Origin of the sequence: Halorubrum sp. CBA1125, assembly GCF_009742825.1 — an archaeon.
Classification (GTDB): domain Archaea; phylum Halobacteriota; class Halobacteria; order Halobacteriales; family Haloferacaceae; genus Halorubrum.
Genome location: NZ_WPCE01000006.1, coordinates 20,485 through 42,958 on the forward strand (window position 1 = coordinate 20,485; position 22,474 = coordinate 42,958).

Annotated in this window: 22 protein-coding genes and 1 pseudogene; 13 read left to right on the forward strand and 10 right to left on the reverse strand. The window is 62.1% G+C overall.

The window, feature by feature from the left end; genetic code table 11:
• Nucleotides 1-34: 34 nt before the first annotated feature.
• Together GJ633_RS01660 and GJ633_RS01665 are read left to right on the forward strand one after the other, a co-directional pair.
• Entirely contained in the window at nt 35-814 is a 780-nt protein-coding gene (locus tag GJ633_RS01660) for a hypothetical protein (RefSeq protein WP_156586622.1), read from the forward strand.
• A 257-nt stretch (nt 815-1,071) separates the two neighbouring features.
• A complete protein-coding gene (locus GJ633_RS01665) occupies nt 1,072-2,973 on the forward strand; it encodes a serine hydrolase (RefSeq protein WP_156586624.1) in 1,902 nt (633 codons plus the stop codon).
• 69 nt (nt 2,974-3,042) lie between these two features.
• On the opposite strand, the gene GJ633_RS01670 is transcribed toward GJ633_RS01665, so the two are convergent.
• Nucleotides 3,043-3,843 carry a hypothetical protein gene (locus GJ633_RS01670; protein ID WP_156586626.1) on the reverse strand — a complete coding sequence of 267 codons (801 nt, stop codon included), beginning with the start codon at nt 3,841-3,843 and terminating at the stop codon, nt 3,043-3,045.
• 115 nt (nt 3,844-3,958) lie between these two features.
• On the opposite strand from GJ633_RS01670, the gene GJ633_RS01675 reads away from it, so the two are divergent.
• Nucleotides 3,959-4,447: an ArsR family transcriptional regulator gene (locus GJ633_RS01675; protein ID WP_156586628.1), complete on the forward strand. Its 489-nt coding sequence runs from the start codon at nt 3,959-3,961 to the stop codon at nt 4,445-4,447.
• A gap of 64 nt (nt 4,448-4,511) precedes the next feature.
• Here GJ633_RS01675 and GJ633_RS18165 read toward each other — a convergent pair.
• Nucleotides 4,512-4,682: pseudogene (locus GJ633_RS18165) on the reverse strand (transcriptional regulator); the annotation flags it as partial.
• 189 nt (nt 4,683-4,871) lie between these two features.
• Between GJ633_RS18165 and GJ633_RS01685 the strand changes: the two are divergent.
• Complete coding sequence (locus GJ633_RS01685) at nt 4,872-5,954, forward strand: DUF2249 domain-containing protein (protein WP_156586630.1); 1,083 nt, start codon at nt 4,872-4,874, stop codon at nt 5,952-5,954.
• Between the two features lie 91 nt (nt 5,955-6,045).
• Here the strand turns inward: GJ633_RS01685 and GJ633_RS01690 are convergent, their stop codons facing one another.
• Nucleotides 6,046-6,669 (reverse strand): hypothetical protein, encoded by a 624-nt coding sequence (locus tag GJ633_RS01690; RefSeq protein ID WP_156586632.1) that lies wholly within the window; start codon nt 6,667-6,669, stop codon nt 6,046-6,048.
• A 114-nt stretch (nt 6,670-6,783) separates the two neighbouring features.
• Entirely contained in the window at nt 6,784-8,142 is a 1,359-nt protein-coding gene (locus GJ633_RS01695) for a hypothetical protein (protein ID WP_156586634.1), read from the reverse strand.
• 207 nt (nt 8,143-8,349) lie between these two features.
• Here GJ633_RS01695 and GJ633_RS01700 point away from each other — a divergent pair, with 207 nt between their 5' ends.
• The gene (locus tag GJ633_RS01700; RefSeq protein WP_156586636.1) at nt 8,350-10,875 is read left to right on the forward strand and encodes a cation-translocating P-type ATPase; all 2,526 of its coding nucleotides are present in this window, start codon (nt 8,350-8,352) and stop codon (nt 10,873-10,875) included.
• Between the two features lie 46 nt (nt 10,876-10,921).
• Here the strand turns inward: GJ633_RS01700 and GJ633_RS01705 are convergent, their stop codons facing one another.
• From GJ633_RS01705 to GJ633_RS01720, 4 genes are all read right to left on the reverse strand, one after another.
• On the reverse strand, nt 10,922-11,533 hold the full coding sequence (locus GJ633_RS01705; RefSeq protein ID WP_197431178.1) for a hypothetical protein: 612 nt from the start codon (nt 11,531-11,533) through the stop codon (nt 10,922-10,924).
• A gap of 127 nt (nt 11,534-11,660) precedes the next feature.
• The gene (locus GJ633_RS01710; protein WP_156586640.1) at nt 11,661-13,385 is read right to left on the reverse strand and encodes a cbb3-type cytochrome c oxidase subunit I; all 1,725 of its coding nucleotides are present in this window, start codon (nt 13,383-13,385) and stop codon (nt 11,661-11,663) included.
• 1 nt (nt 13,386) lies between these two features.
• The gene (locus GJ633_RS01715) at nt 13,387-13,929 is read right to left on the reverse strand and encodes a cytochrome C oxidase subunit II (RefSeq protein WP_156586642.1); all 543 of its coding nucleotides are present in this window, start codon (nt 13,927-13,929) and stop codon (nt 13,387-13,389) included.
• A 326-nt stretch (nt 13,930-14,255) separates the two neighbouring features.
• Complete coding sequence (locus GJ633_RS01720) at nt 14,256-15,617, reverse strand: heme o synthase (RefSeq protein ID WP_156586644.1); 1,362 nt, start codon at nt 15,615-15,617, stop codon at nt 14,256-14,258.
• 189 nt (nt 15,618-15,806) lie between these two features.
• On the opposite strand from GJ633_RS01720, the gene GJ633_RS01725 reads away from it, so the two are divergent.
• From GJ633_RS01725 to GJ633_RS01760, 8 genes are all read left to right on the forward strand, one after another.
• A complete protein-coding gene (locus GJ633_RS01725) occupies nt 15,807-16,289 on the forward strand; it encodes a metal-dependent transcriptional regulator (protein ID WP_156586646.1) in 483 nt (160 codons plus the stop codon).
• 68 nt (nt 16,290-16,357) lie between these two features.
• Complete coding sequence (locus tag GJ633_RS01730) at nt 16,358-16,591, forward strand: DUF2249 domain-containing protein (protein ID WP_156586648.1); 234 nt, start codon at nt 16,358-16,360, stop codon at nt 16,589-16,591.
• A 124-nt stretch (nt 16,592-16,715) separates the two neighbouring features.
• The gene (locus GJ633_RS01735; protein ID WP_156586650.1) at nt 16,716-17,195 is read left to right on the forward strand and encodes a redoxin domain-containing protein; all 480 of its coding nucleotides are present in this window, start codon (nt 16,716-16,718) and stop codon (nt 17,193-17,195) included.
• Between the two features lie 78 nt (nt 17,196-17,273).
• A complete protein-coding gene (locus tag GJ633_RS01740) occupies nt 17,274-17,624 on the forward strand; it encodes a glutamyl-tRNA reductase (RefSeq protein WP_231741188.1) in 351 nt (116 codons plus the stop codon).
• 207 nt (nt 17,625-17,831) lie between these two features.
• The gene (gene nirK, locus GJ633_RS01745; RefSeq protein WP_156586654.1) at nt 17,832-18,929 is read left to right on the forward strand and encodes a copper-containing nitrite reductase; all 1,098 of its coding nucleotides are present in this window, start codon (nt 17,832-17,834) and stop codon (nt 18,927-18,929) included.
• Between the two features lie 214 nt (nt 18,930-19,143).
• Nucleotides 19,144-20,979 (forward strand): multicopper oxidase family protein, encoded by a 1,836-nt coding sequence (locus GJ633_RS01750; protein ID WP_156586656.1) that lies wholly within the window; start codon nt 19,144-19,146, stop codon nt 20,977-20,979.
• Nucleotides 20,980-21,165: 186 nt separating this feature from the next.
• The gene (locus tag GJ633_RS01755; RefSeq protein WP_156586658.1) at nt 21,166-21,546 is read left to right on the forward strand and encodes a cupin domain-containing protein; all 381 of its coding nucleotides are present in this window, start codon (nt 21,166-21,168) and stop codon (nt 21,544-21,546) included.
• A complete protein-coding gene (locus GJ633_RS01760) occupies nt 21,543-21,848 on the forward strand; it encodes a cupin domain-containing protein (protein WP_156586660.1) in 306 nt (101 codons plus the stop codon). Before GJ633_RS01755 ends, GJ633_RS01760 begins: the two co-directional genes overlap by 4 nt.
• A gap of 113 nt (nt 21,849-21,961) precedes the next feature.
• Here GJ633_RS01760 and GJ633_RS18400 read toward each other — a convergent pair whose 3' ends face one another.
• A complete protein-coding gene (locus GJ633_RS18400; protein WP_394351111.1) occupies nt 21,962-22,132 on the reverse strand; it encodes a HalOD1 output domain-containing protein in 171 nt (56 codons plus the stop codon).
• Nucleotides 22,133-22,138: 6 nt separating this feature from the next.
• Nucleotides 22,139-22,474, reverse strand: a 336-nt coding sequence (locus GJ633_RS01765; RefSeq protein WP_197431179.1) for a DsrE/DsrF/DrsH-like family protein, incomplete at its 5' end; no start/stop codon positions are given.

The window sequence follows — 22,474 nt, forward strand, 5'->3', positions numbered from 1 at the left end:
GAACCTACACGGCATTCGTCGGCTCCCACACCGGATGGCGGCATTCATCGTCACGATGCACCCTATGATCTGGGGTGGCTTTTTCATCGTGCTACCGCTGGCGGTTCTCGGTTCAATGACCGTCTTCGGCTCTCGGGCAGCTATCGCGTACGTGATCGTCTGTGCGTGCCTGTGGTTGATGGTGTGGTTTTCGAGTGCGGGATTCAAAACAAACCATTACCGGCTCAATCCCGAGAAGCAAACATTAACGATCAGGCCTGAATTCGACGATCCAGAGACCACACAGTTCGCAGCCGCTACCGGCACTGACGAACGGACGATCGATGTCGACACAGTAGACGCGCTTCAAATGATTCCACTCGGCCCGATCGTTGCCGCTCGACTCCGCTATCAGTCTCCTACTGTCACGAAACCGGAAGGGATCTTCATACCGCGCGAACAGGTACGCGAAATTGCGGGTGACTTTCGGTCATGTGGTGTGTCAGTCTCTGAACTGACGCCTGGCGATCGCCCGACGCCGGAGCGCCGGCCGCTCCGTCCTGTGGCCCGGATCGCAACAACGCCGATTCTGATCGGCGTACTCCCGGTCTATATCGTACAGGTTCGACTCGGAATCGACGTGTGGCCGTTTCTGTTCGGGTTTGTGCTTGTCACGTGGGTCGTGATCGTTCGACACCTAACGGTCCGGTTCGGTATTCGCCCCGAGGGAGCGCGGGTGCGAGACTGGTTGCTTCGATGGACGATTGATTTAGTCGTCGCCGCGCTTGGCTTGGCAGGTGCGTTCGGGCTTCTCACCATCGTGGGATCGAGCTGACAACCGATTCTGAAGATAAAGATTCATATAACATGGAAAGTAAGCTTTACTGTAAAGTGTATTTGACACCACGACACCCGTGATGAAGGTGCGAAGGTGGGCACCCCGCGTGACTACCGGGTTAGGTAGAGAGATATGGCTGTCTCAAACCACAACATCCGGCTGGCCACCTTCACCGGAGCAACGTAGGTACACGCTCAATCAGACGACTTGTCCCGCCTTTCACGGCGTGAATCGTCTTTCACACACTCCCACCGATGCCCTCCACACTCTCACGACGCAGATTCCTGTCGCGGTCCGCGGCCGTCGGCGCTGGCACCGCCGTCGCGGCCAGCGGTCTCGCCAGTGGTTCGACCGAACCGACTCAAACGACCAGCGTGGATGCGCTCGACGACGCGGCCACCCGCGCGTTAGCTGACCACGATGCGGGCGGGCTGACGGTCGCCGTCGTCGACGGTGACACGGTCCACACGAGCGGCCACGGTCACGCATTCCGAAGCGAGGATATCCCGGTTCGAGCGGACGAGACGCTCTTTCGTGTCGGCTCCGTCTCGAAAGTCGCTACCTGGACGGCTGCGATGCAGGCCGTCGATCGCGGGCAGATCACACCAGACGCACCGGTGGATGATCACCTCGAAACCGTTGATCTTCCCGAAACGTACGATGAACCAATCACGCTCGAACATCTCGCCACCCACACGCCAGGATTCGAGGTCCGCGGTCGAGGCGATTCGGTGCGAAAGCCCGAGCACGTCCGTCCCCTCGCTGAGTCGGTGTCGACAGACGTACCGGCGCGTGTCCGCCCGCCCGGCGAACTCCATCAGTACACCAACTATGCCGCGGCACTCACCGGACAGCTGATCGCGGACATCTCAGGGAAACGCTTCCGGTCGTTCGTCACGGACAACGTGTTCGCGCCGCTAGGCATGTCGAACAGCACGTTCCAGCCAGCACCCCCCGGCCTCGTGCCCGCCGATGGAACGACCGTCGAAGACGTTGTGAGTTTCTACTCCGACGTGTCACCGGCGTCCGGCCTTCACACGACCGGAGCAGACATGGCACGGCTGCTCCAAGCGCATCTACACGGTGGCGTCGTCGACGGCGAACGGATCCTCTCGGAGAGCGCGGTCGACGCGATGCACCAGCAGTGGTTCACCCCACACGAGCGGGTCGACGGGATGACGTTCGGGCTTTTCGAGGGATCGCGTGGGGACACCCGACTGGTGCGTCACGGTGGTAGCGTCCCGCAGTTCGCCGCTGAATTCACGCTGATCCCAGAGGAAGATGTCGGCCTATTTGTTGGTGCTCACGGCAACGAAGCGTCCGGGGCGAAGCAGGAAGTCGTAGATACACTACTCGACGAGTTCGCACCCGTTGATTCAAGCGGAAATCGACGGACGCCCGACGGGATGCCCGAACATGCCGACGAACTCGAGGGCCGTTACCGGTCGGTGAACACGACCGACACCGTCAGCGCTGAGAAACTCGTCTACGGGCTGCTCACAAGCCAGCCAGTCGACGTCCGAATCACTGACGACGGGCGACTGATAACCGAACAGGGAGACAGAACGGACGAATGGATCGAAGTCGAGCCGCTCGTCTTCGAACACGTCGAGGAGGACTCGACGCTGCTGTTCCGGGAGACGGACGGTGAAGTGACCCACCTGTTGAACGGACTCAGCGCGTACGAACAGATCGGCTACCACGAGCAGCTGTCAGTACAGGGATGGTTAACGGTAGCTGCTTCGGTGATGGCGCTGACCGGATTGGTGGGGTGGCCAGCAGCCCGAGGGTGGCGTCGGTATCGCGGCGGCGAGTCACCACCACAATCCGTTACCCGCGCTCGATGGGTGGCTGGCGCGGGCCTCGCCGGGCTCTTGCTATTCGTCCTCGTCTTCGTCGGTGTTACCATCGCCGTGGCGTCGATGGACAGACCGACGCTGTTCAATCGTCCGCCCGCGTGGTTCGAGGTCGTGTTCGTTGTGCCGACGCTGGGAGTCATCGCCACCGCTGGCGCAGTCGCCTACGCGGCTCGTGCGTGGCTGCGAGACGACTGGTCACTCGTCACTCGTGTCCACTACTCGGCGGTCGTTGGCGCGACGAGCGTCTTGTACTGGATCCTCCAGTATTGGAACCTGCTGTGGGTCCGGATGGGCTGAATACGCCATCTCCACTCCAATCCGACTCACTCTGATGTGTGTGTAGCCGAGCGAGTAGGGCAGGATAGTTCATCGTTCCCCACTTGCTTCCCACTCTGGACGTGGTGTCGGGGATGGAAGTTCGTCAACGACAGTTCGAAGTTCGTCCTCTGTCGTCCACGGGAAGCACCGATCGTGGAGTTCGAATTTGCGGAACTTGTTGAGATGGACCCAACTGTACGTGGCCGGTTCTTCGCCCTCATCTATCCGGTCATCGATCACATTCCAAACCTCTTTTTCGTCGATGTCAAGACCGCTCTCTTGTGCGCGATCAACGAGCGAATCGACCTTTGATTGGACCTCATCTGCCGACAAATCGTCTGCGAACGCAATCTCAAGGGCGGCCTGAATGGCGTGCTGTTTCGAGTCAAGGTTCGCGTCAGTTACCCACGCGTAATCACGCGGGAACACGTACGACTTGTCGAAATACGGTGGGTCATCGATCTGACCCAATTCAGGAGCCTCACCACCACTCTCCTTCTCGAAGACACCGACGATGTAGTCGCTGTATGTCGCGAGCAACGAAAACATAATATCGAACGTATTGAGCCGGTCAGTCGGAAGCTCGAGGAGATCACCCATAATGAACGGATAGGCACTGAGCTGCTTCGTGAGTTCGTTCTGGACGGCGCGGAGCCGGCGGAGATAGGGGTCGCGATAGCTCCCCAGGATGAAATACGACGTCCGCTGACTCCAGAGATACGGCAATTCACGCCGGGCGAACCGCCAGATCTCCCGTTTCTCCGCTGGTTCAAGTTCGATGCCCCCGACGGCCTCGTGAACGACTGCCATAATCTCCCCAGCGGCCGGCGGAGAGCTTGGATCAGTCATTAGCTGTCGATTCAAACCACAACACCTTATCCCTTCTGAATCACTTTGGTTTTTTCTATTTTAACCAACTTGGATGACCCTAACTATTATAGCGCCCCTTCTCGTACCATCACGTATGAGCGAAACCGACACTGGCGGGGCCGATGCGGGGCCGTTTGCGGAACAACAGCGGCTGTTCAAGCTGCTGTCCCAGGATACGCGCCATCTCATCATCCAGGAGCTGCTGGGCCACCCCGCCCATCTGATGTCGCTCGCCGAACTTGAGTATATGACTGGGAGGAGTCAGGCAGCAATCAAAGACCAGCTGGAGACGCTGATCGACGCCGGGCTCCTCGCACGCTACACGTACGAACCAAGTGAGGAAAAACGTGATCTCCCGGCACAGTTCTACGGGTTCACCGAGCGGGGCGTCGGGGTCCTCCACGACTACAAGTATCTCCGTGGCCTCCCGGTCGCACGCGCTCTCTACGAAAACACACGTAAAACCGAAAAAATCGACCGCCACGAATCGGCGCCCCGCCCGGAGCTTCCGGATGCTGTCGCAGACGCACTCGAGTTCGACGAACCCGATCTCGACGCCGTCGATGGTGGCACGAACCCATAGTCCGTCGTCGAACAGCACCGTTCTCAACGCCGGAGGCTGAAGGTACGGCGACTTCGTACCCTGGTCAGGACTCTGTCGGCGCCAGCGTGGCTGGCTCGACGTTGATCCGGAGGCGATACGTGCTGTTGGTCGAGCCCGTTTCAGGTTGCGTCGGATCCAGCAGCGAGTACCCACTCGTGAACGATTCGACGAGGTCTTCGCGGACGGGGAGGTCGATGCCGAGTTGGTCGGCGATGCGTCGATCGTTCGCGAAAGCGTCACCGAATTCACCGGTTGAGATTTTCTTCGGAAAACAGCCGAGTATCCTGTACTGGATTGGTGAGCATTCGATAATTCACTCCTCGACTCCGTCTTGTTTGATGGATATCCCGAACAAGTTCGGCTGAGGGTCCATCCCTCTTCGCGACCGTACTCGATCCGAGAGATGGTTACTGAAATCGACCTGCGTGATTCCTCGCCTCACGAGTTTCCAGACCGGATCTACGCCGCGCTCGACGAGACCGAGACAGGTGTCGAAGTTCTCGTTATCGCTGATCGAGATATCGACGCTCATCTGATCCAGTACCAGATCGAACGGGACTGTGCCCTCGACTGGGCCCACGAGGATCCTGACGCGGAGCCCCGCGAGGTTCGGGTGTCCAAACAGGAACCACTCGGTGACGATGAGTTAGGGACGTTCGACGTGCGTGACCTGATACCGCAGCGGCGACACGAGGTGTTGCTCGATACGTTCGATCGCCTCGGACCCGGCGAGGGGTTCGTGCTGGTCAACGACCACGACCCGAAGCCGCTCTACTACGAACTTCGATCGATGCATGGCGATGTCATCGAGTGGGAGTACGCGAGTCGCGGGTCGGGTGAATGGCGCGTCGAGATCGTGAAGACCGACGCCTCGATAGCCGACGACGAGGGCGTGATCACGCGATACGATGTCCGGGAGATCCCGAAGCCGGATCGCCACGAGACGATCCACCACCGGTACGGCATGATACCCGATGGGGAGACGATGGAGCTCATCGCTCCGCACGAGCCGCAGCCGCTCCGTCGCGAGTTTCGGGAGCAGTACGGTGACGCGTTCGACTGGGAGGTAGTCGAAGAAGAGCCCGGCCGCTGTCGGGTACAGATCACGAAGGCCGAACGAAGCGATGCCACATCCGACGGTGAGGAGCCCACGTCCGCGACGGCTGACAATGACGGGGTGTCCGCGGAAGCGTCCGACGAGATACCAGAGAGTGCGGCAGAGCTCGACGTCCGCGATCTTCCACCCGCTCAGCGCCACGAGAAGATCTTCAAGGCGTACGCGGACCTCGACGACGGAGAGGGATTTACCCTCGTGAACGACCACGACCCGAAGCCGCTGTACCACCAGTTCGACGCCGAGGCCGGCCCGGAGTTCTACTGGCAGTACCGCAAGCGTGATCCCGGCGAGTTCAGGGTGCTGATCGGGAAGACAGAAACGCACAGCGGTGAACCAACTGTCTCAGAGGATCCGAACGCACCGTTCTGACGAGTCAGTTTCGCAGACAGACGGATTCGGAGAGACTGCAGATCGCAGTGCTAACCGTGTAGTGTCCGTTGCCCCAAATGACTAGTCCCTCTCAGAATGGAGCGTCCGTCGATCCGCGGCTCGGACCGTCATTCTCCATCGATCGTTCCATCGGGTTCGACCCGATCTCGGTACCGCCCGCTGGGTCGGCGGTCACGTCCCCCGTCTCGAGATAGGTGTGCTCAAGTTCGGCGAGCTGCTCGTTAATCGCTTCGCTCTGGTGGTGCATCGGTGCTGCACGGACGCGGACGAGGTCGTACTCGTGCCGATCCGAGAGCCCGTTCCATGCGCGGAACGACCCGATCGTCAGCGTGTGGGTCTGCGGACAGAACGGGGTGGTCGGCGTGAACTCCGCACGGAGTACGCGGTCGATGTCCGCCGCTTCGATAGCGTCGGCGGCGTCGTCGCGTTCGACGGCGTAGCGGTAGCCGGCGCCCGTGTGACGCGTGTCGAGGTTCAGCCGTGCGAGGTTGTAGTTGAACGTCATATCGTACACCTTCCGGTCCTCGAAGCAGTCGCGCGTGAGGCGGTGAAACGCGACGTGGTCCGCCCCGGTGAGCAGGTCGTGAGGCTCGAGGAACTCGCCCGGTCTCGGGAGGTGAGCCGCGACGAACTCGTCGTACCCGTCGAAGAGATCGCTGTCATCAGATCCGAACGGAGACGGAAAGCTGGGCATACGCACGTGTTCGAGACCGGAAGTGGTACTCCTGATCCCGTACATGTTCGAACCGAGCGGCTCGTCGCTCCGGAAATTGCCGTCCTGTCGGCTGTTCCGTTCGTCGATCTATCCTCACTCCTTGACCGTCTCGTCGGAGCCGTGTACTCGAAGCGGCGAGAACGACCCCAACACGATCCGATCGATCGAGTGAGGGCTGTGACGGACCAACACGAGGACCATGTTCGACACGAACGCCACGACGCCGACGCCCACGAGTACCCCGCCGAGGAGCGCCGGCGTTCCGGTGACTTCCAGTAGGTTCGCGCCCACGATCAGTGCGCTTCCGCCCCCGAGGAGTACCCCGTCGATCGCGGCGATCCGGTCGCCGTAGAGGTCGTCGATCATCGGGACGTCCTCTAATCCTAGCAGATCGCTGTACCGGTTGACCCAGATAACGAAGGGAATGATGTGATAGAGCGTCCCCACGACGACGAACCCGATCGCTCCCAACAACAGCAGATGGCCGGCGTTCGCCGCGCCGAGCAGATGATCGCGCGTCAACGGGTCAGATATCCACGCGGGCACTGAGACGGCGATCCACAGCGCGAGTGCGCCGACCGCCACGATGTACCGCGTGTGCATCGGAGTCCGTTCGACCTGCATCTCGTACAGTTTGCGTGCCAGGATGAGACAGAACGCCGACGCGGCGAACAGGATCAACAGACCACCGACCCTCGAGGCGGGGGCGTGAGCCACGAGTCGTCCAAACGCGAGCACGACCACGCCGGTGGGATGTGCGATCTCCTCGATCGAACGAAGACGGTGGTCGATCCCGTGTAGTTCCGTCTGTGTGAACATCGTCCCGAGCTGGTACAGCGCTCCGTACATCGTCGTGAGTACGGCACCGAAGACCGCGAGGGTCGCGTGGGCTCCAACCACCCCGGACCGGCTGACGCCGATCCGCGAGAACGTCGGAACCGTGAAATCGACCGCGAGGAGGACGCCGAGAACGGTCAACAGAAGGAAGAAGCCGAGCGCACCGAGGAAGTGCCGTTCGGTGACGTCGTACTCCTCGACCGTGCCGAGCGTTCGGATGATGTTGTACGCGAAGGCCCAGAAGCCGACGAGCATGAGCGCCGCGAACGGGATCAGCCACGCCGTCTCGACTAAGAGAAACGCGACGACGAATCCCGAGAGACCGGCGACGACCAGCCCCAACTGCAGATTCGCGAGCCGCCGCGAGTGGAGGATCGCTCCCGACCAGACGGGCACGAACTGCGTCATCGCACCCATGATCGTGATACAGATCCAGCCGGCTAACAGGAGATGGACATGAGCGAGCCGGCCCAGTCCGGGAACGGCGTTCAGATGTAAGCCAATCCCGAGTCCGACTCCCGCGACGAGGAAGGCAAGCCCGACGACAAAGTGTCGTAACGGGACCGTCATCGGGGGCTGTTGGTCCGTCTCGATATTGCCTGGGATGGCGCCCATGGGGCTGGCTACGTTCTCTTCGCACCTGACAGTACCACCGAAGATGTTCCCCTTCTCCCCACTGTGGTCCTCCTCGTATTCGGATGGAAGTGACCACTACCTCGGCTCGTCTGGGTACCAGAGCGAACGTGACTCAACAGGACGCGACGTCCGTACCCGAACACGTTCGCGGATAGCGACTCCCGGGTCGCCGGACGATCACGATCGATGGCTGATTGCCGTCTCTGTGATCTCCCGACTTCGGACTCACCTATCAGGACTGCCGATATCGATGGGGAGTTCTGCTGTCGCGGCTGCTTGGAGGTGGCCCGTCGCCTCGACGACTTGGATCACGTGAAGGATGCGGGCGGGGTCGGGACAGACTCAGGGCCGTTGGGAGATGCGACGACCGAAAGCGGCGGATCGGCAACTGAGACGGCACTTCCGTCGGGAGCCACCGAGGCCTATCTGGCGGTCGACGGGATGCACTGTACGACCTGCGAGGCGTTCCTCGGACTACGCGGTGACGACCAAGCCGGAATCCACGCCGTGGAAGCGAACTACGGCACCGAGACCGCCCGCGTCGTCTACGACCCGGGGGAGATCCAACGGACAGCCCTCCCGGAGGCGCTCTCCGGTTACGGCTACACGCTCCGACTTCGAGACGAGACATCGGCAGACAACGGTGCGGCCGCCGGTGATACCCGCACGTCCTCACAGAACGATCGGTCGGTCGAGCGACTCGTCGTCGGCGGCTTCCTCGCGATGCTGATCATGCCGTGGTACGTCCTCTCGCTGTACCCGAGGTATCTCGGCGTGGAGACGAACGTCCTCACAATCGATACGACCACGGCGGTCGGGTGGTACCTTCCGCTGGCGTTCATCGCGCTCCTCACGACCGTTCTGTTGGCGTACACGGGCGCGCCGCTCCTCCGAGGCGCGTACGTAAGCGTTCGAGCACGCCGGCCGAACATGGACCTCCTCGTCGCGGTCGCCGCGCTGTCAGCGTACGCGTACAGTACCCTCGCGCTCGCGACCGGCGGCACGCATCTGTACTACGACGTCACCGTCGCCGTCGTGATGGTCGTCTCGCTCGGCCGGCACTACGAGCGACGAGTCCGATCGCAGGCGACTGACCTCCTCGAGACCGTCACGGCCGCTCGCGTCGAAACGGCCACGCGGATCACCGAAACCGGCTTCGAGACCGTCCCGATCGGGGACCTCGATCCGGGCGACCGCGTTCGAGTCACACCGGGGGAACACGTGCCGATCGACGGCACCGTTATCGAGGGGGCCGCCGACGTCGACGAGTCCGTGATCACCGGAGAGTCGCTCCCCGTGCGAAAGCGACCCGGCGAGACCGTAATCGGCGGTGCGACCCTACTCGGCGATGTCGGTCGAACCGACCAGGGGGAAGCCGAGGGGAACGGGCCGGCCGGTGCGATCGTGATACGGGTCGGCGAGGACGCGGAGAGCACCGCGGATCGCCTCGCCGCCGCACTCTGGGAGGTCCAGACCGCCACGCCGGGGATCCAGCGGTTCGTCGATAGGCTCGCGACCGTCTTCGTACCGGTCGTGCTCACACTCGGGCTGCTCGTCGCTGGCTGGCAACTTGCGACCGGCAGAACGGTCGCCGCTGCGATGCTCGCCGGGCTGACCGTTCTCGTCGTCTCGTGTCCGTGCGCGATGGGACTCGCGACGCCGCTCGCCGTCTCCGGCGGGCTGCGCGACGCGCTCGATCGCGGCGTGGTCGTCACGGACGCCTCGGTGTTCGAGGTCGCCCAGGAAGCTGAGACGGTCGTGTTCGATAAAACGGGAACGCTCACCGCCGGGGAGATGCGCGTCAGCGCGACGTACGGCGACGACCGGACGCTCCGGCGCGCCGCCGCGGTCGAACGCCGCGCCGATCACCCAGTCGCGGATGCGATTCGGGAGGCGGCTACCGGCGACCGGCCGGCCAACGTCCACGCCACTGAGGCGCCGACGGTCGAATCGTTCACCCACCACCCCGGATCGGGGGTCTCGGGGACGCTCGCTGATGACGATCCCGACAGATCCGGTCCTCGACCGGGTGGAACACGCGTCGTCGTGGGGACCGCCGAGCTCGTCGAACGGGAGTGTGGTCCGGTCCCCGAAGAACTGCAGGAGCACATCGAAGCCATCACGGGCCGGGGCGCGCTGCCGGTCGTCGTGGGCTGGAACGGTGCGGCCCGCGGGATGATCGCCGTCGAGGACCGCGAACGAACGGGCTGGACGGCGACGCTGGAGGCGTTCGCCGATCGAGAGGTGGTCGTCCTGACCGGCGACGAAGGTCCTCGGGCCGATCGATTCCGGGATCATTCCGCGGTGGACGAGGTCTTCGCGGGCGTGCCGCCGAACGGAAAGCTCGAGGCGCTCCGCGGGTTCGCGTCTGCCGGGCCCACCGTAATGGTTGGCGACGGGACCAACGACGCGCCGGCGCTCGCGGCGGCCGACCTCGGTATCGCGATGGGCGACGGGACGGCTCGCGCCGTCGAGGCCGCGGATGTCGTGATCACCGACGAGGATCTCCGTGCAGTCGAGACGGTATTCGACCTCGCGGCAGGGACGCGACGGCGCATTCGGGAGAACGTGGCCTGGGCGCTGTGTTACAACGCGGTGGCCATCCCGCTCGCGGTTGCGGGGGCGCTCAACCCATTCTTTGCTGCGCTGGCCATGGCCGCCAGCAGCGGTATCGTCGTGACGAACTCGACGCGATCGGTGCTCCGAGACTGAAACGTGACCGCCCCGTCCAGAGTGATGGGTTATCCCAACAGCCGCGTCAGACGATCCGAATGAATCGACGGAGGGTCTCGCCGTTCGAATCCCGAAGTTCGATCACGAACTGCGCCCCGGACGGCCCCTCGGAGAGTGAATCACGCGGCGCTGAAACCGCGTACGGCGGCTCGTCACTCCGATCTATCTCTTCGCCTCCGGAGAGGAGTACGACGTGGTCGACACCCGCTGCGGTCTCGAGCTCGCAGGTGATCGGGTCGCCGTCTGTCTCACAGACGAGGTCTGCGGTCACGTCGCTGCCGTCGGTTCCAAAGCCCGACGAGAAGTCGAGCAACATCACGCCGGGCCCGACCGTCCCCACGACCGCGACGATCACAAGGAACGTCGTGAAGTTGATCTTCGATCCGTGGCGGACGATCCGCCGCACGACGGGATTCTCGGCGGTACGACGCAGCCGAATCACGGCCGGCACGACGACCAGGTGGGTGAGCGGTCCCCACGCGATCAGGACGAAGCCGTAGGCGGTCGCGTACCGCAGCGCGGTCGCGTCTATCCAGTAGGCCAACAGGACGTTCCCGCCCATCCACAGAAAGAGCCCGAGGAAGACGAGCGCCCCGCTCTTGAGCCAGCGCCAGACCGGCGTGTTGGCGTAGTACACGCTCAGGAAGTCACGCCAGGCCTGGCGAACGATACCACCGAATCGTGTCCGAGGAGTAGTTCGGGAGGTGTCAGTCATTCGTTGGATGTCGCACAGTCGGTCGGTCAGTAGTCCGGGCGGTCGGCGGCTACGCACCGATCGCCCACAGCTGGGTCAGCAGATACCAGTTCAACACGTAGACGGCGACGAAGACGCCGAGGAAGATCAGACAGAGCGCGAAGGTTCCGCGGAGCTCCACCGCGTGGACGGGCTCTCCGCCGTCTGCGTGGAGTCCCCCCTCGGGTAGCATTCCGCCGTCGTCACCGTCGGGGAGCCGCCCGCCGAACAGCAGCGAGCCGACCGAAACGACAACGAACAGGACCCCGGAGAGAGTCGCCAGCAGCGCGAAGACCCCGAAGATCATGAAGATCGGGATCGCGGCCGAGAAGCTGAACTCCGAGCCGGGGATGTTCCGGACCACTTCGGCGGTCCGGCGCGGCACGCCGTAGAGGATTCCGGCGTACATCAACATCAGCGTGGCGACGCTCATCGCGCCCCCGTAGGCGTACGGGATCGCGGTCGCCAGCGTGTCCGAGACGAAGTCCCGCCGAAACATCGTTTTAATCACGAAGAGGACGAGCCCGAAGAACGCGAGCGTCGTCCCGAGCGCGACGGTGGCGTGGAAGTGTCCCACCGTCGCGAGGGTATTGTGCCAGGTCATGTTCACCTGTATCTGCCCCATCACGACGCCGGTGATCCCGCCGAGAAAGCCGAAGAGGATAATGCTAAAAATCGTCGCAGCGAAAACGGGATTCTTCCACGGCGCAGAGGTGAGCCAGCCGAAGAGCCCGCCGCCCTGTCCTCGACGGCGACGACCGGCCTCGATCCCCGCCGGGATCGCGAACGCGTGAATCATGCTCGCGAAGGCCGCGCCGTAGAAGGCGTAGGAGGTGTTCCAGATCCGCCAGCCGGCAGAGACACCGGGATCGACGAGGAGGTGGTGGGCCGCTCCGAGATTGATGAAAAAGAGGTAGAGTATGAACGCGGTCCGAGAGACCTTCTCGGAGATTACCACCGCGCCGCCAACGACGTGGGTGAGGAAATACCACACCGTGATCATCGCAAGCAGGTTGATCTGCTGAGTTCCGTGGCCGACGATCCAGTAGAGCTGCCGGTAGATCCCCGGATCTACCGAGGCGATGAGGTCGACACGCCAGGCGAGCGCGTACGCGAACGCGGCGATCCCGCCGAGGATCGCTTCGACGGCGATAATCCCGGTGACGAACGCGCCGAACGCGACGAGCGGGAGCGTTCGCCGGCTATCGCGGGTCTCCGACCAGATCGTCGCGAAGAACGGCACCGCGGCGATCGTGGCTCCGATCAGAAAGACGATCGCCGTTCCGTAGAACCACGGCGTGACGGGAAGCGGGACGTACGCCGTCAGAAGCGGCGCCTCGTTGGGCGCCTCGGACAGCCAGATGGATGCGTTCACGCCGATCGCCCCGGCGACCATGGTGATCCACCCGACAGTCGCGAGCCGCCGAAGCGGGAGCTTCCGGCCGAGCACCATCGGGCCGCCGACGTAGAGGACGGCGATCTCCATGAACACCATCCAGAAGATGAGCAGGTTCCACGCGTGCATGCTCAGGTGCGTGTAGTAGCTGCTCGGGTCGAGCAGACCGACGAACTCCCAGCGCGTCATCGCGACGGAGAAGGCGAAGCTCCCGCCGACCGCGAGCGCGATCACCGCGGTCAGCCCGAACAGCTTCACGTAGTTCTCCACGGATCGGTGGATGTCGAGGCCGGTCACCGAGCACGTGCGGAAGCCGTCCGCGCCGTAGTCGTTCCGGAACAGAGAGGCGATCGCCGACATACTACCCCTCCACCACGGTGAAGCGGCCGTGCATCGTTCGGTGTCCCTGTCCGCAGAACTCGTTGCAGACGACGTGGTAGGTGCCCGGTTCGTCGAAGGTCATCGGGATCACCCACTCGGAGCCCGGAAACACTTGGAGATTGATCTGCTTGTTCAGGTTCTCCTCGGGCCTGACCGAGAAGCCGTGTTGGACGTCGTAGGCACCGAGGTGGATGTCGTACTCGCGTCCCGCTTCGAGGACGGCCGGGAGTCCGTCCCAGTTGAACCGCATCGCGCCGACGTACACGTCGTCGTTGGGCGGGACCAGTCCGTCTTCGGTCTCTTCGGCTGCGTCCTTATACTCGCCGACGCGTTCCTGATACCGATCTGGATCGACATCGTAGGTCGTGCCGATCGGATTCTGATCGCCGAACTGGGTGAACCCTGCCATCCACGTGAAGATGCCGAGCGACCACGCACCTGCAATTCCCAGCCAGATGCTCTCACGACGGTTTACCGGGGAATTCCACCAATCGTCGTCGGGGTCCTCGAGCGGATTACTCATGCAGAAGTCACCTCACGGACAACGAGAGGAGGTCGAGCAGCCCCCAGCCGACGTAGGCCACGAGGAAGAAGACCATCGCGGCCACGGCTAACAGCCAGATACGGTTATAGAGGCGTTGCATCGCCGGGATATTGCCGTCGTCGTGTGTCGGTTCGTTACTCATCGATCGCTCACATAGAAGGGTACAGACACGCTCGTGGTGGAAGTTATCACGCACATGTTCGACGGCCGTTTCGGATCGTGAGAACACGAGGCGTGAGCGGGGAGGGGGATCCGGGGTCGGCAGTTCGGATCGGCGGGTCCGCCGACGGTCCGGCGATCGCTGGCTACAACACGAGCGTTTCGACGAGGATCGCCACGAGTACGGTCCCGAGGTAGGCGTTCGAGGCGTGGAAGCTTCGGTAGGCGGCAGCCCGTTCGTCTTCGGATCCCCGTGGATCGACGTCGTACTGTCGGACCACGCTTCGAACGAACACCGCTCCGAGCACCGTGGTGGTGAGCGTGTAGAGGATACCGAGATCGGTAGCGGCTCCCAACAGAACCGCGGCGATCAGGGTGACTCCGAGCCAAGCAAGAATCCGCTGGCGGGCGGTCCGCACACCGGCGACGACGGGCAGCATCGGGTAGTCGGCGCGGGCGTAGTCCTCCCGGTGGGCGATCGCGAGGTTGTAGAAATGCGCCGGGGTCCAACAGCAGACGACGATCGCAAGCAGAATTGCGGGGAGGCTAACGGTCCCTGTCACCGCAGCATATCCGATCAGCGCGGGTAACGCCCCGGATCCTCCGCCGATCACGGTGTTCCACCGCGTAGTCGGCTTCAGAAGGACCGTGTAGACGTACGCGTAATAGACGATCGCTGCCGCCGTGAGCGCGGCCGTGAATACGTTAGCGAACGCAACCATCACCGCCATTGAGGCGACGACGAGCACGATGCCGAAGCCAGTCGCGCGTCGAACACCGACCCGATCGGTCGCGATCGGTCGGTCAGCGGTCCGTCGCATCTTGCGGTCGCGATCCCGTTCGTACACGTGGTTGAACGTCCCTGCTGCGCCGATCGCGAGAACGCCGCCGCCGAGAGTCGCGACGACCGTCACGCCGTCGAGTTCGGCGCCGGCCGCGACGGCCAGTCCCATCCCTGCCAGCGCCAGCAGGCACAACAACCACATCAATCGAGGCTTAGTCAACTCGAGATACGCCCGAACCCGGTCGCGGAACCGAGTCGTATCGGTTTCGGCTACTTGGGTAAGAGTGTCTCCATCAGACACGTTCGGCGTCACGCGGTTGCTTGGACCGTTCGGAGAGCTGTCGTCGACTGATCCCCCCGCGACCGTCTCTACTCTGATCACGAGCGTCACGAGGAGGACGGTAAACACTGCGATCCCGCCCAGCAGGTGGAGCCCGCCGTCGAACGGCACGACGTCAGTTTGGCCCGCGAGCCCGACACCGGCTTGTGCCAAGTACGTGATCAACACCGCGAGCGTTCCGACACGGACACTACGCGAGGCCGCCGTTCGGTGGGCAAGCAGAGCCGTAACGGTGAGCAAAACACCGACAGCCACGGCGGAGGCGTGGTGGACCACGACGACTACGGAGCCGGTGTCCGTCGCAGCGGTCGCTCCAAGCGCAACGAGCAGGTATGTCCCCACGACTGACCAGATCAAAAGCGTCGTGAGCCGTGGCAGATACATACGTATGATTCACGTTCGCCCCTCGCGTTCCTTCCGCCGAACATATTCGGCGCGACGATCTGGAACTCTCTGCGACTCACTATCTTTCTAACTCCTCGCCGCTGTCATGACCGGGTGTATTGAAGCCGACGATAGACGGGAACATATTCGGAGGTACCCTCATGTCCTGATCGTGTCGAACGTACGGTGATGGCTATCGACCACTCCCAGGCGGATGTCTGCGGCTGCACACGGCCCACCGTCTGCGTTGATCGGCACAGGGGGCTGTATCTCGTCACTATCGGACGGGTCGGTATTGACCGCGACGATCGGGTTCGGACCGGGGAGGTGAGCGATCGTCTCGACGTCGCGCCGTCAAGCGTGACAGAAATGTTCGAGCGACTCGCCGCGGCTGGACTCCTTCGATACGAGAAGCAGGCCGGGGTTGTCCTCACCAATCGGGGGAGAGAGATTGCGCTGGAATTGGAAACGCGCCAGTGTGCCGTCCGAACGTTCTTTCGCCGTCGAACGGGATTTGACATGTCCCTCGAAGTGGGCTACCGAATCGGATACGCTCTTCCGGACGAGGCGATCGAACGCCTGCAAGTACTCGTCGATGAGATGTCGAACCCGTGCTCTGCGACTCCACCAACCGGAATCGAACAGTGCCCGTTCACAGAAACCGGGTGTTAAACCTCATCAACGGTTCTTCCGGATACGTTCGGGGGAACACGCACCCTCTCGTCGACTCTTGAACAGATCTGGCCACCGAGCGAAACGAGACCGGTCGACGCCTAGACATCCGAGGGATCGATGGCGAACCGTTCGGAGACATCATGGCCGAACTCGAGGCGCTTCCCGACGACGAGACGCTACTGTTACTCAATAGCTTCGAGCCAGAGCCGTTGTATCAGGTCCTCGAAGAACGCGATTTTCAGTATGAGACGATGTCTGGCGGCTCCGATGTATGGTATCTCGAGATTCGACACGAATGAACTGACTCTCCGATATCTGTCGATTCCCGGTGTATCAGATTCTGAACCGCTACCCGAGAAGACTCGACTTTACCGAACATGTTCGTGTGAACCTTATCCTTTGGAGAGCTGGATAGCTAACCTGATGGTTGCACTTTCAGATACTGCACCGCTGTTTACCGCAACGCGTGGAACGAGCGATCACGAATCGTTCGAATTAGCAGATCACTTGGGTGACGGACCGATCGTACTCGCGTTTTTCCCAGGTGCGTTCACGCCGCCATGTACCAACGAGATGGTCGCGCTTCAAGACAATCTTGGGGCGTTCCAGGACGCCGGAGCGACGGTCTTCGGCGTGAGCGCCGATTCACCGTTCTCACAGGGCGCTTTCCGCGACGAACACGGGATCGAATTTGATCTCGTTAGCGACATGAGTGGTGATGTGATCCAGAAATACGACCTCGAGATTGACATCGAAGAGCTCGGACTGTACGGGATCGCGAACCGGGCGGTGTTCCTACTCGATGAGGCAGGCACGGTAACGTATCGGTGGGTTGCAGATGATCCCACGAACGAGCCCGACTACGAGGAACTGCTTGAGGCTGTGAATACAACAAACGAATAGAACGGAACGGTACATGTACGGCGGACAGGTCGCCGATCACGTTTGAATATCCCTCTTTCCAACGTCACTCTGTATTCCATGATGGCTCCCGAACGTCCCAACACGGAACGGCAGTCGAACTGTCGTGACGACGCTACCGATACCGAGATCGACCCCGACTGGGTTTGGAGACGACTTCACCGCCGGTCGGCGCGGATCGAACGGCGTGAGGTCGAGGAAGCCCTCTCCAAACTCGAGGCCTGCGGTGACCTTACCGACGAGCAGCGGCGCACTGTCCGACAGCTTGGAGATTCCCTCGCTTGGCGGCTAACGCTAGCCCCCGAATTGGCGCTGAAACGAAGCTCCCGGGATGAGCAAACGACTGTCTGCACCGTCGCACGACTGTTCGACCTCTCTCCAGAGATCCGTTTTGACAGCGATTGCGAGTAGTCGTGGTGTGTTCGTCTTCGTCCCAATATGGATGCGTTCGCGGACACCAACTCAATATCGACGGCTCCGAGTGAGTTCTGTCGTATCGGATTACGTAGGTATTTAATACCCCCTATACCGGGGAGAAGGACATTTTTATCTCGATATTAGGGAACAGTATATATTGTATATATCATCAGAACACCTCGGACGAAGTAGGGACGTATCATGTCACAAGACCTCAGCAGACGGAAGATGGTTACAGCTCTCGGGATTGGAGCGGTCGGCGCCGTTGCTGGCTGTATTGGCGCACCCGTGAACGCGGAGCCGACTTCCGACACCGAAGCGACCCCGGACGTAGCCCCAGAGCTGGACCCCGCACGCGGCGTCGACGTGGACCGGATCGCGGCCGACCCGACCGACGTACCGGCGCCGGTCGACTGGGACGAGCCGCGCGAACACGACGTAACGCTCCGGACGAAGGAGCTCGTCGCGGAGATCGAACCCGGTGTCACGTTCAAGTACATGACCTTCGAGGGGCGGGTCCCAGGGCCGATGATTCGCGTCCGGCGGGGCGACACTGTGAACCTCCGGTTCGAGGTGCCGGCCGACGACAACAACGACATCCACAACGTTGACTTCCACGCGGTGTACGGGCCCGGCGGCGGCGCCGTCGACACGACGCTCGTGCCCGGCGACGACGTGGCGGAACTGAGATTCCGCGCCGAGTTCCCTGGACTGTTCACCTACCACTGTGCGGTGCCCGCGATGGACCACCACGTCAGTTCCGGGATGTTCGGCGCGATCCTCGTCGAGCCCGAGGGGGGGCTGCCAGCGGTCGACCGCGAGATCTATCTCGGTCAGCACGAACTGTACACCAAGGGTGACCTCGGTGAGAAGGGTCACCACGCCTTCGACCACGGGTCGATGCTCGACGAGGCCCCGACCTACGTCGTGTTCAACGGCGAACACCACGGCTTCACGAAGGACCGTCTCGGCGCGATCGGTGCCGCGGTCGGCGAAACCGTCCGCGTGTTCTTCGTCAACGGCGGCCCGAATCAGTCCAGCTCGTGGCATCCGATCGGGAACGTCTGGTCGCGGCTGTACCGCGACGGTGACCTCGTCTCGCCGCCCGCACGGTACGTCGAGACGACGCCGGTCACACCGGGCACGGCGACCGTCGGCGAGATGGACCTCGTAGTTCCAGGCCCGATCAAGATCGTCGATCACGCGCTCTCCCGGGCGGGCCGGCGCGGAGCACTCGCGGTCGTTGACGTCGAGGGCGAACCGAACCCGGATGTGTACGACCCGAAGACTGACGAGTAGGTGCCGATATTTCGCCGTGTCGTGTTTTTTCAGTATCTCGTCTGGCGTTTTGGGTTGGTAGGGTCGAAAAGAGAGGATATCCGTCGAAGCAGATGTCGAGGGAGGACTTTTGATTCTGCGACCTCGGCTTTGTCGGCAAACATGTTCGGACTACTCCCCACCAGATGGGGTTTGCCCGGCCTCCTATTTGCATGAACTGGCTAGCGAGTACGTGATGGGTGACAAGGCTGAACAATCCCGAAGCGATGTTACGCGGCGGAGATTTCTCGCGGCCGTGGGTCTCACCGGTACCGCGGCGTTCGCGGGCTGTTCCGGGAAGAGTATCGGCGCCCCGGTAGCTGCAGAAGAGCTGGAAGACACCGAAGGAGCATCCGACGCGACCCATACGTCACCGGATCTCGAACGGTGGGTCGACGAGGTGCCCCGTCCGGGCGTTATCGAACCGAGCGGAACGAAGGATGGCCAGCCCCACTACGAGGTGGAGATGGCCGAGATTGAACAAAAGCTCCACCGTGACCTCCCGCCGACGACCCTGTGGGGCTACGGCGGCCAGTTTCCCGGTCCGACGATCGAAGCCGAGCAGGGCGAACCAATCTATGTTCGGTGGCAGAATCACCTGCCGGACGAGCATCTGCTCCCAGAGGATCCGACGATCCACGGCGACATCATCCCGTACGACGAGCCGGGCACCCGCGTCGTACCGCACCTCCACGGTGGCAACGTCGAACACGAAAGCGACGGGAAACCGCAGGCGTGGTTCACCCGCAACTTCGAGCAGACGGGCCCCGACTTCGAGAAGAAGGACTACTACTATGCGAACGACCAGCCGCCGGCGACCCTCTGGTACCACGACCATTCGCTTGGCATCACGCGGCTGAACGTCTACGCCGGCCTCGCGGGGTTCTATCTGCTCCGGAGCGATCACGAGCGGGAGCTCGACCTCCCGACGGGTGACAACGAAATCCCGCTCGTGTTGCAGGATCGGAGTTTCAACGAGGACGGCTCGCTGTACTACCCAACGGACGTCCCGGCGACACAGGAAGATGATGACGACTCACGCCCCGACCCGAGCATCGTTCCGCAGTTCTACGGTGACACGTCGACGGTCAACGGGAAGGCGTGGCCCCGATTGTCTGTCGATCCCGAACAGTACCGGTTCCGCTTGCTCAACGGAGCCAACAGCCGATACTACAACCTCAAGTTGCTCGAATACGACGAGGAAGCAGGCGACACGGGCGATGCGGGGCCACCGTTCGTCCAGATCGGTAACGACGGTGGTCTCCTCTCGGAGCCGGTCGAGACCGCCGACCGCCTCGAACTCGGATCGAGTCAACGGGCGGATGTCGTCGTCGACTTCAGCGAGTACGCGGGCGAGACCCTGCTCCTGCATAACGATGCTCCGGCAAAGTATCGCGGGACGAGCGGGATCGGGCCGGACGACGCCGAACCCCTTCCGGAGGTTATGCTCATCGACGTGGCCGCCGCGGAAAGCGAAGTGGAGTCGACGCAACTCCCAGACGAATTGACCCAAGTCCCCGAGATTCCGACGGAGTCCGTCGACACCGAACGATACCTCACGCTCGCCCGGCAAACAGACGAGTACGGTCGCCCGCTCTTTGCGCTCGGGACTCGCAACGAGAAGACCGGATTCGAACTCACGGACCCGGTCACCGAGACTCCAACGCTCGGAGACACCGAGATCTGGAGTCTCGCTAACTTCACGGGGATGTCCCACCCGATGCATCTCCACCTCGTTCACTTTCAGGTGTTGGGCCGACAGTCGGCCGCCGATTACGATCCCTCCGAAGACGAGGTCGATCTGGACGCGCTTGACGGGCCCGAGTCGTACGAATTCGGGTGGAACGACGTGGTCACTGTCGACCCGGGCGACGTGGTGCACGTGATCGCGCACTTCGGAGAGTACGAGGGGTTATTCTCCGATCAGACGGGTGATTACATGTGGCACTGTCACATGATCGAGCACGAGGACCACGACATGATGCGACCGTTCAGGGTTCTGTCGCCCGACGACGAAGGTGGAAGTGACTAGTTGGTCGACCGAGCCGATCTGATCTGAACATGTTCGTCCAAACGCTATTGTGAATGTCTGCTACATACTGAAACGCATGAGTTTAGGCCTACCTAAAGTAATTCAAACAGTCGAATCATGGGCCGTCACCGAGCTACTCGCTGTCCGAACGAACGACTGCGGAACCTGTCGACTGGGTGACTCAATATGACTGCCATCGATTTCGATGCGGAACGGACGTACGACGACGAGAAGTTCGCAACAGTTGAAGTGTTCCGAAGCGAACGGATGAAAGTCGTCTGCGGCTACTTCGAACCGGGTCAGTTCATCCCGGTTCACGCGCCGTCCAGTGACGTGCTGATCGACGTCCGTTCCGGCACCGGCCTCGTCCGCGACGGTGACGAGGAACACCGTGTCGCACCGGGAGATGTCGTGACCGTCGAGGCGGACACCGATCGCGGTATCAAGGCCGACGACGATGTGCGGCTCGAAGCGCTGCTCGTCACCGCTCCACCGCCGACCGATGCCGAACACGAACCGGTCCGTCGGGGACTCCGAACTGGCGAGTTCGCTCCGACCAACACATGACGACGATACACACCCTCAACGAACTGGACGGACAACCCCACGCCAACGTCTTCCCCGACAAGGAACCGAAGACGATCAGACTCACCCTTGATGCGGGTGGCGAAGTAGCACCTCACTCGCATCCCGACCGCGAGATCGTATTTTATCTCATCAAGGGAACGATCGAGTTGGACCTTGGTGACGAGACACACGAGCTGTCAGTAGGCGACATTGCCCGCTTCGACGGCGACCAAGAGATTGCTCCGCGTGCCGTTGAGGAAAGCACCGCATTGATCGTCTTGGCGTCCCGGTCCGACGAGTAGTCCGAGTCCCGGCGACAGTACGTCACGGAACGTGAGACGTTTGGACGGCCCGGTTCGATGCGATACGATCCGATTAGGTCGGGGGGATCTCCTCGATCGTGCCGTGAACGTACTCACGATAAGGTATCCTCGAGCTCAGACGCTGTCGAATCCTCGACCAACGTTTCGAGCGCGTCTGGATCGATGACCTCTGCTAATGGCGGCTCGCGTTCGACCGCCTCGGCGTTTTCTGCTTCGGCGACGGCATCGATGGTGTGGGTAATTGGGTCTTTGAGTTCGATTATCGGTGGTTAGACGAGCAGCTGGATGTCGGCGTCGGCCATATCCTGGAGGGCGGTGGCTGCGCCGACGCCGGTGGTGATGCCGTCGTAGAAGTCGTCCTCGTCGTAGTCCATCAGGTCGATCGTCATCTGGCAGGCCTGGAACTCCACGCCCATGTCGAGGCTCGTCTCGAGTAGCTCCTCGATGGAAGCCGTATCGTTGTCCTCGATTTTTTTCTCCATCATCTTCGTCGTGACGCGGTCCATCCCGGGGAGCGCGGCGACCGCGTTCGGGACGGGCATGTTGGGGTTGCCGACGGAGCTGAGCTTGAGGTTCTTCGAGCGCTCCTCGTGGAGGATGTCCAG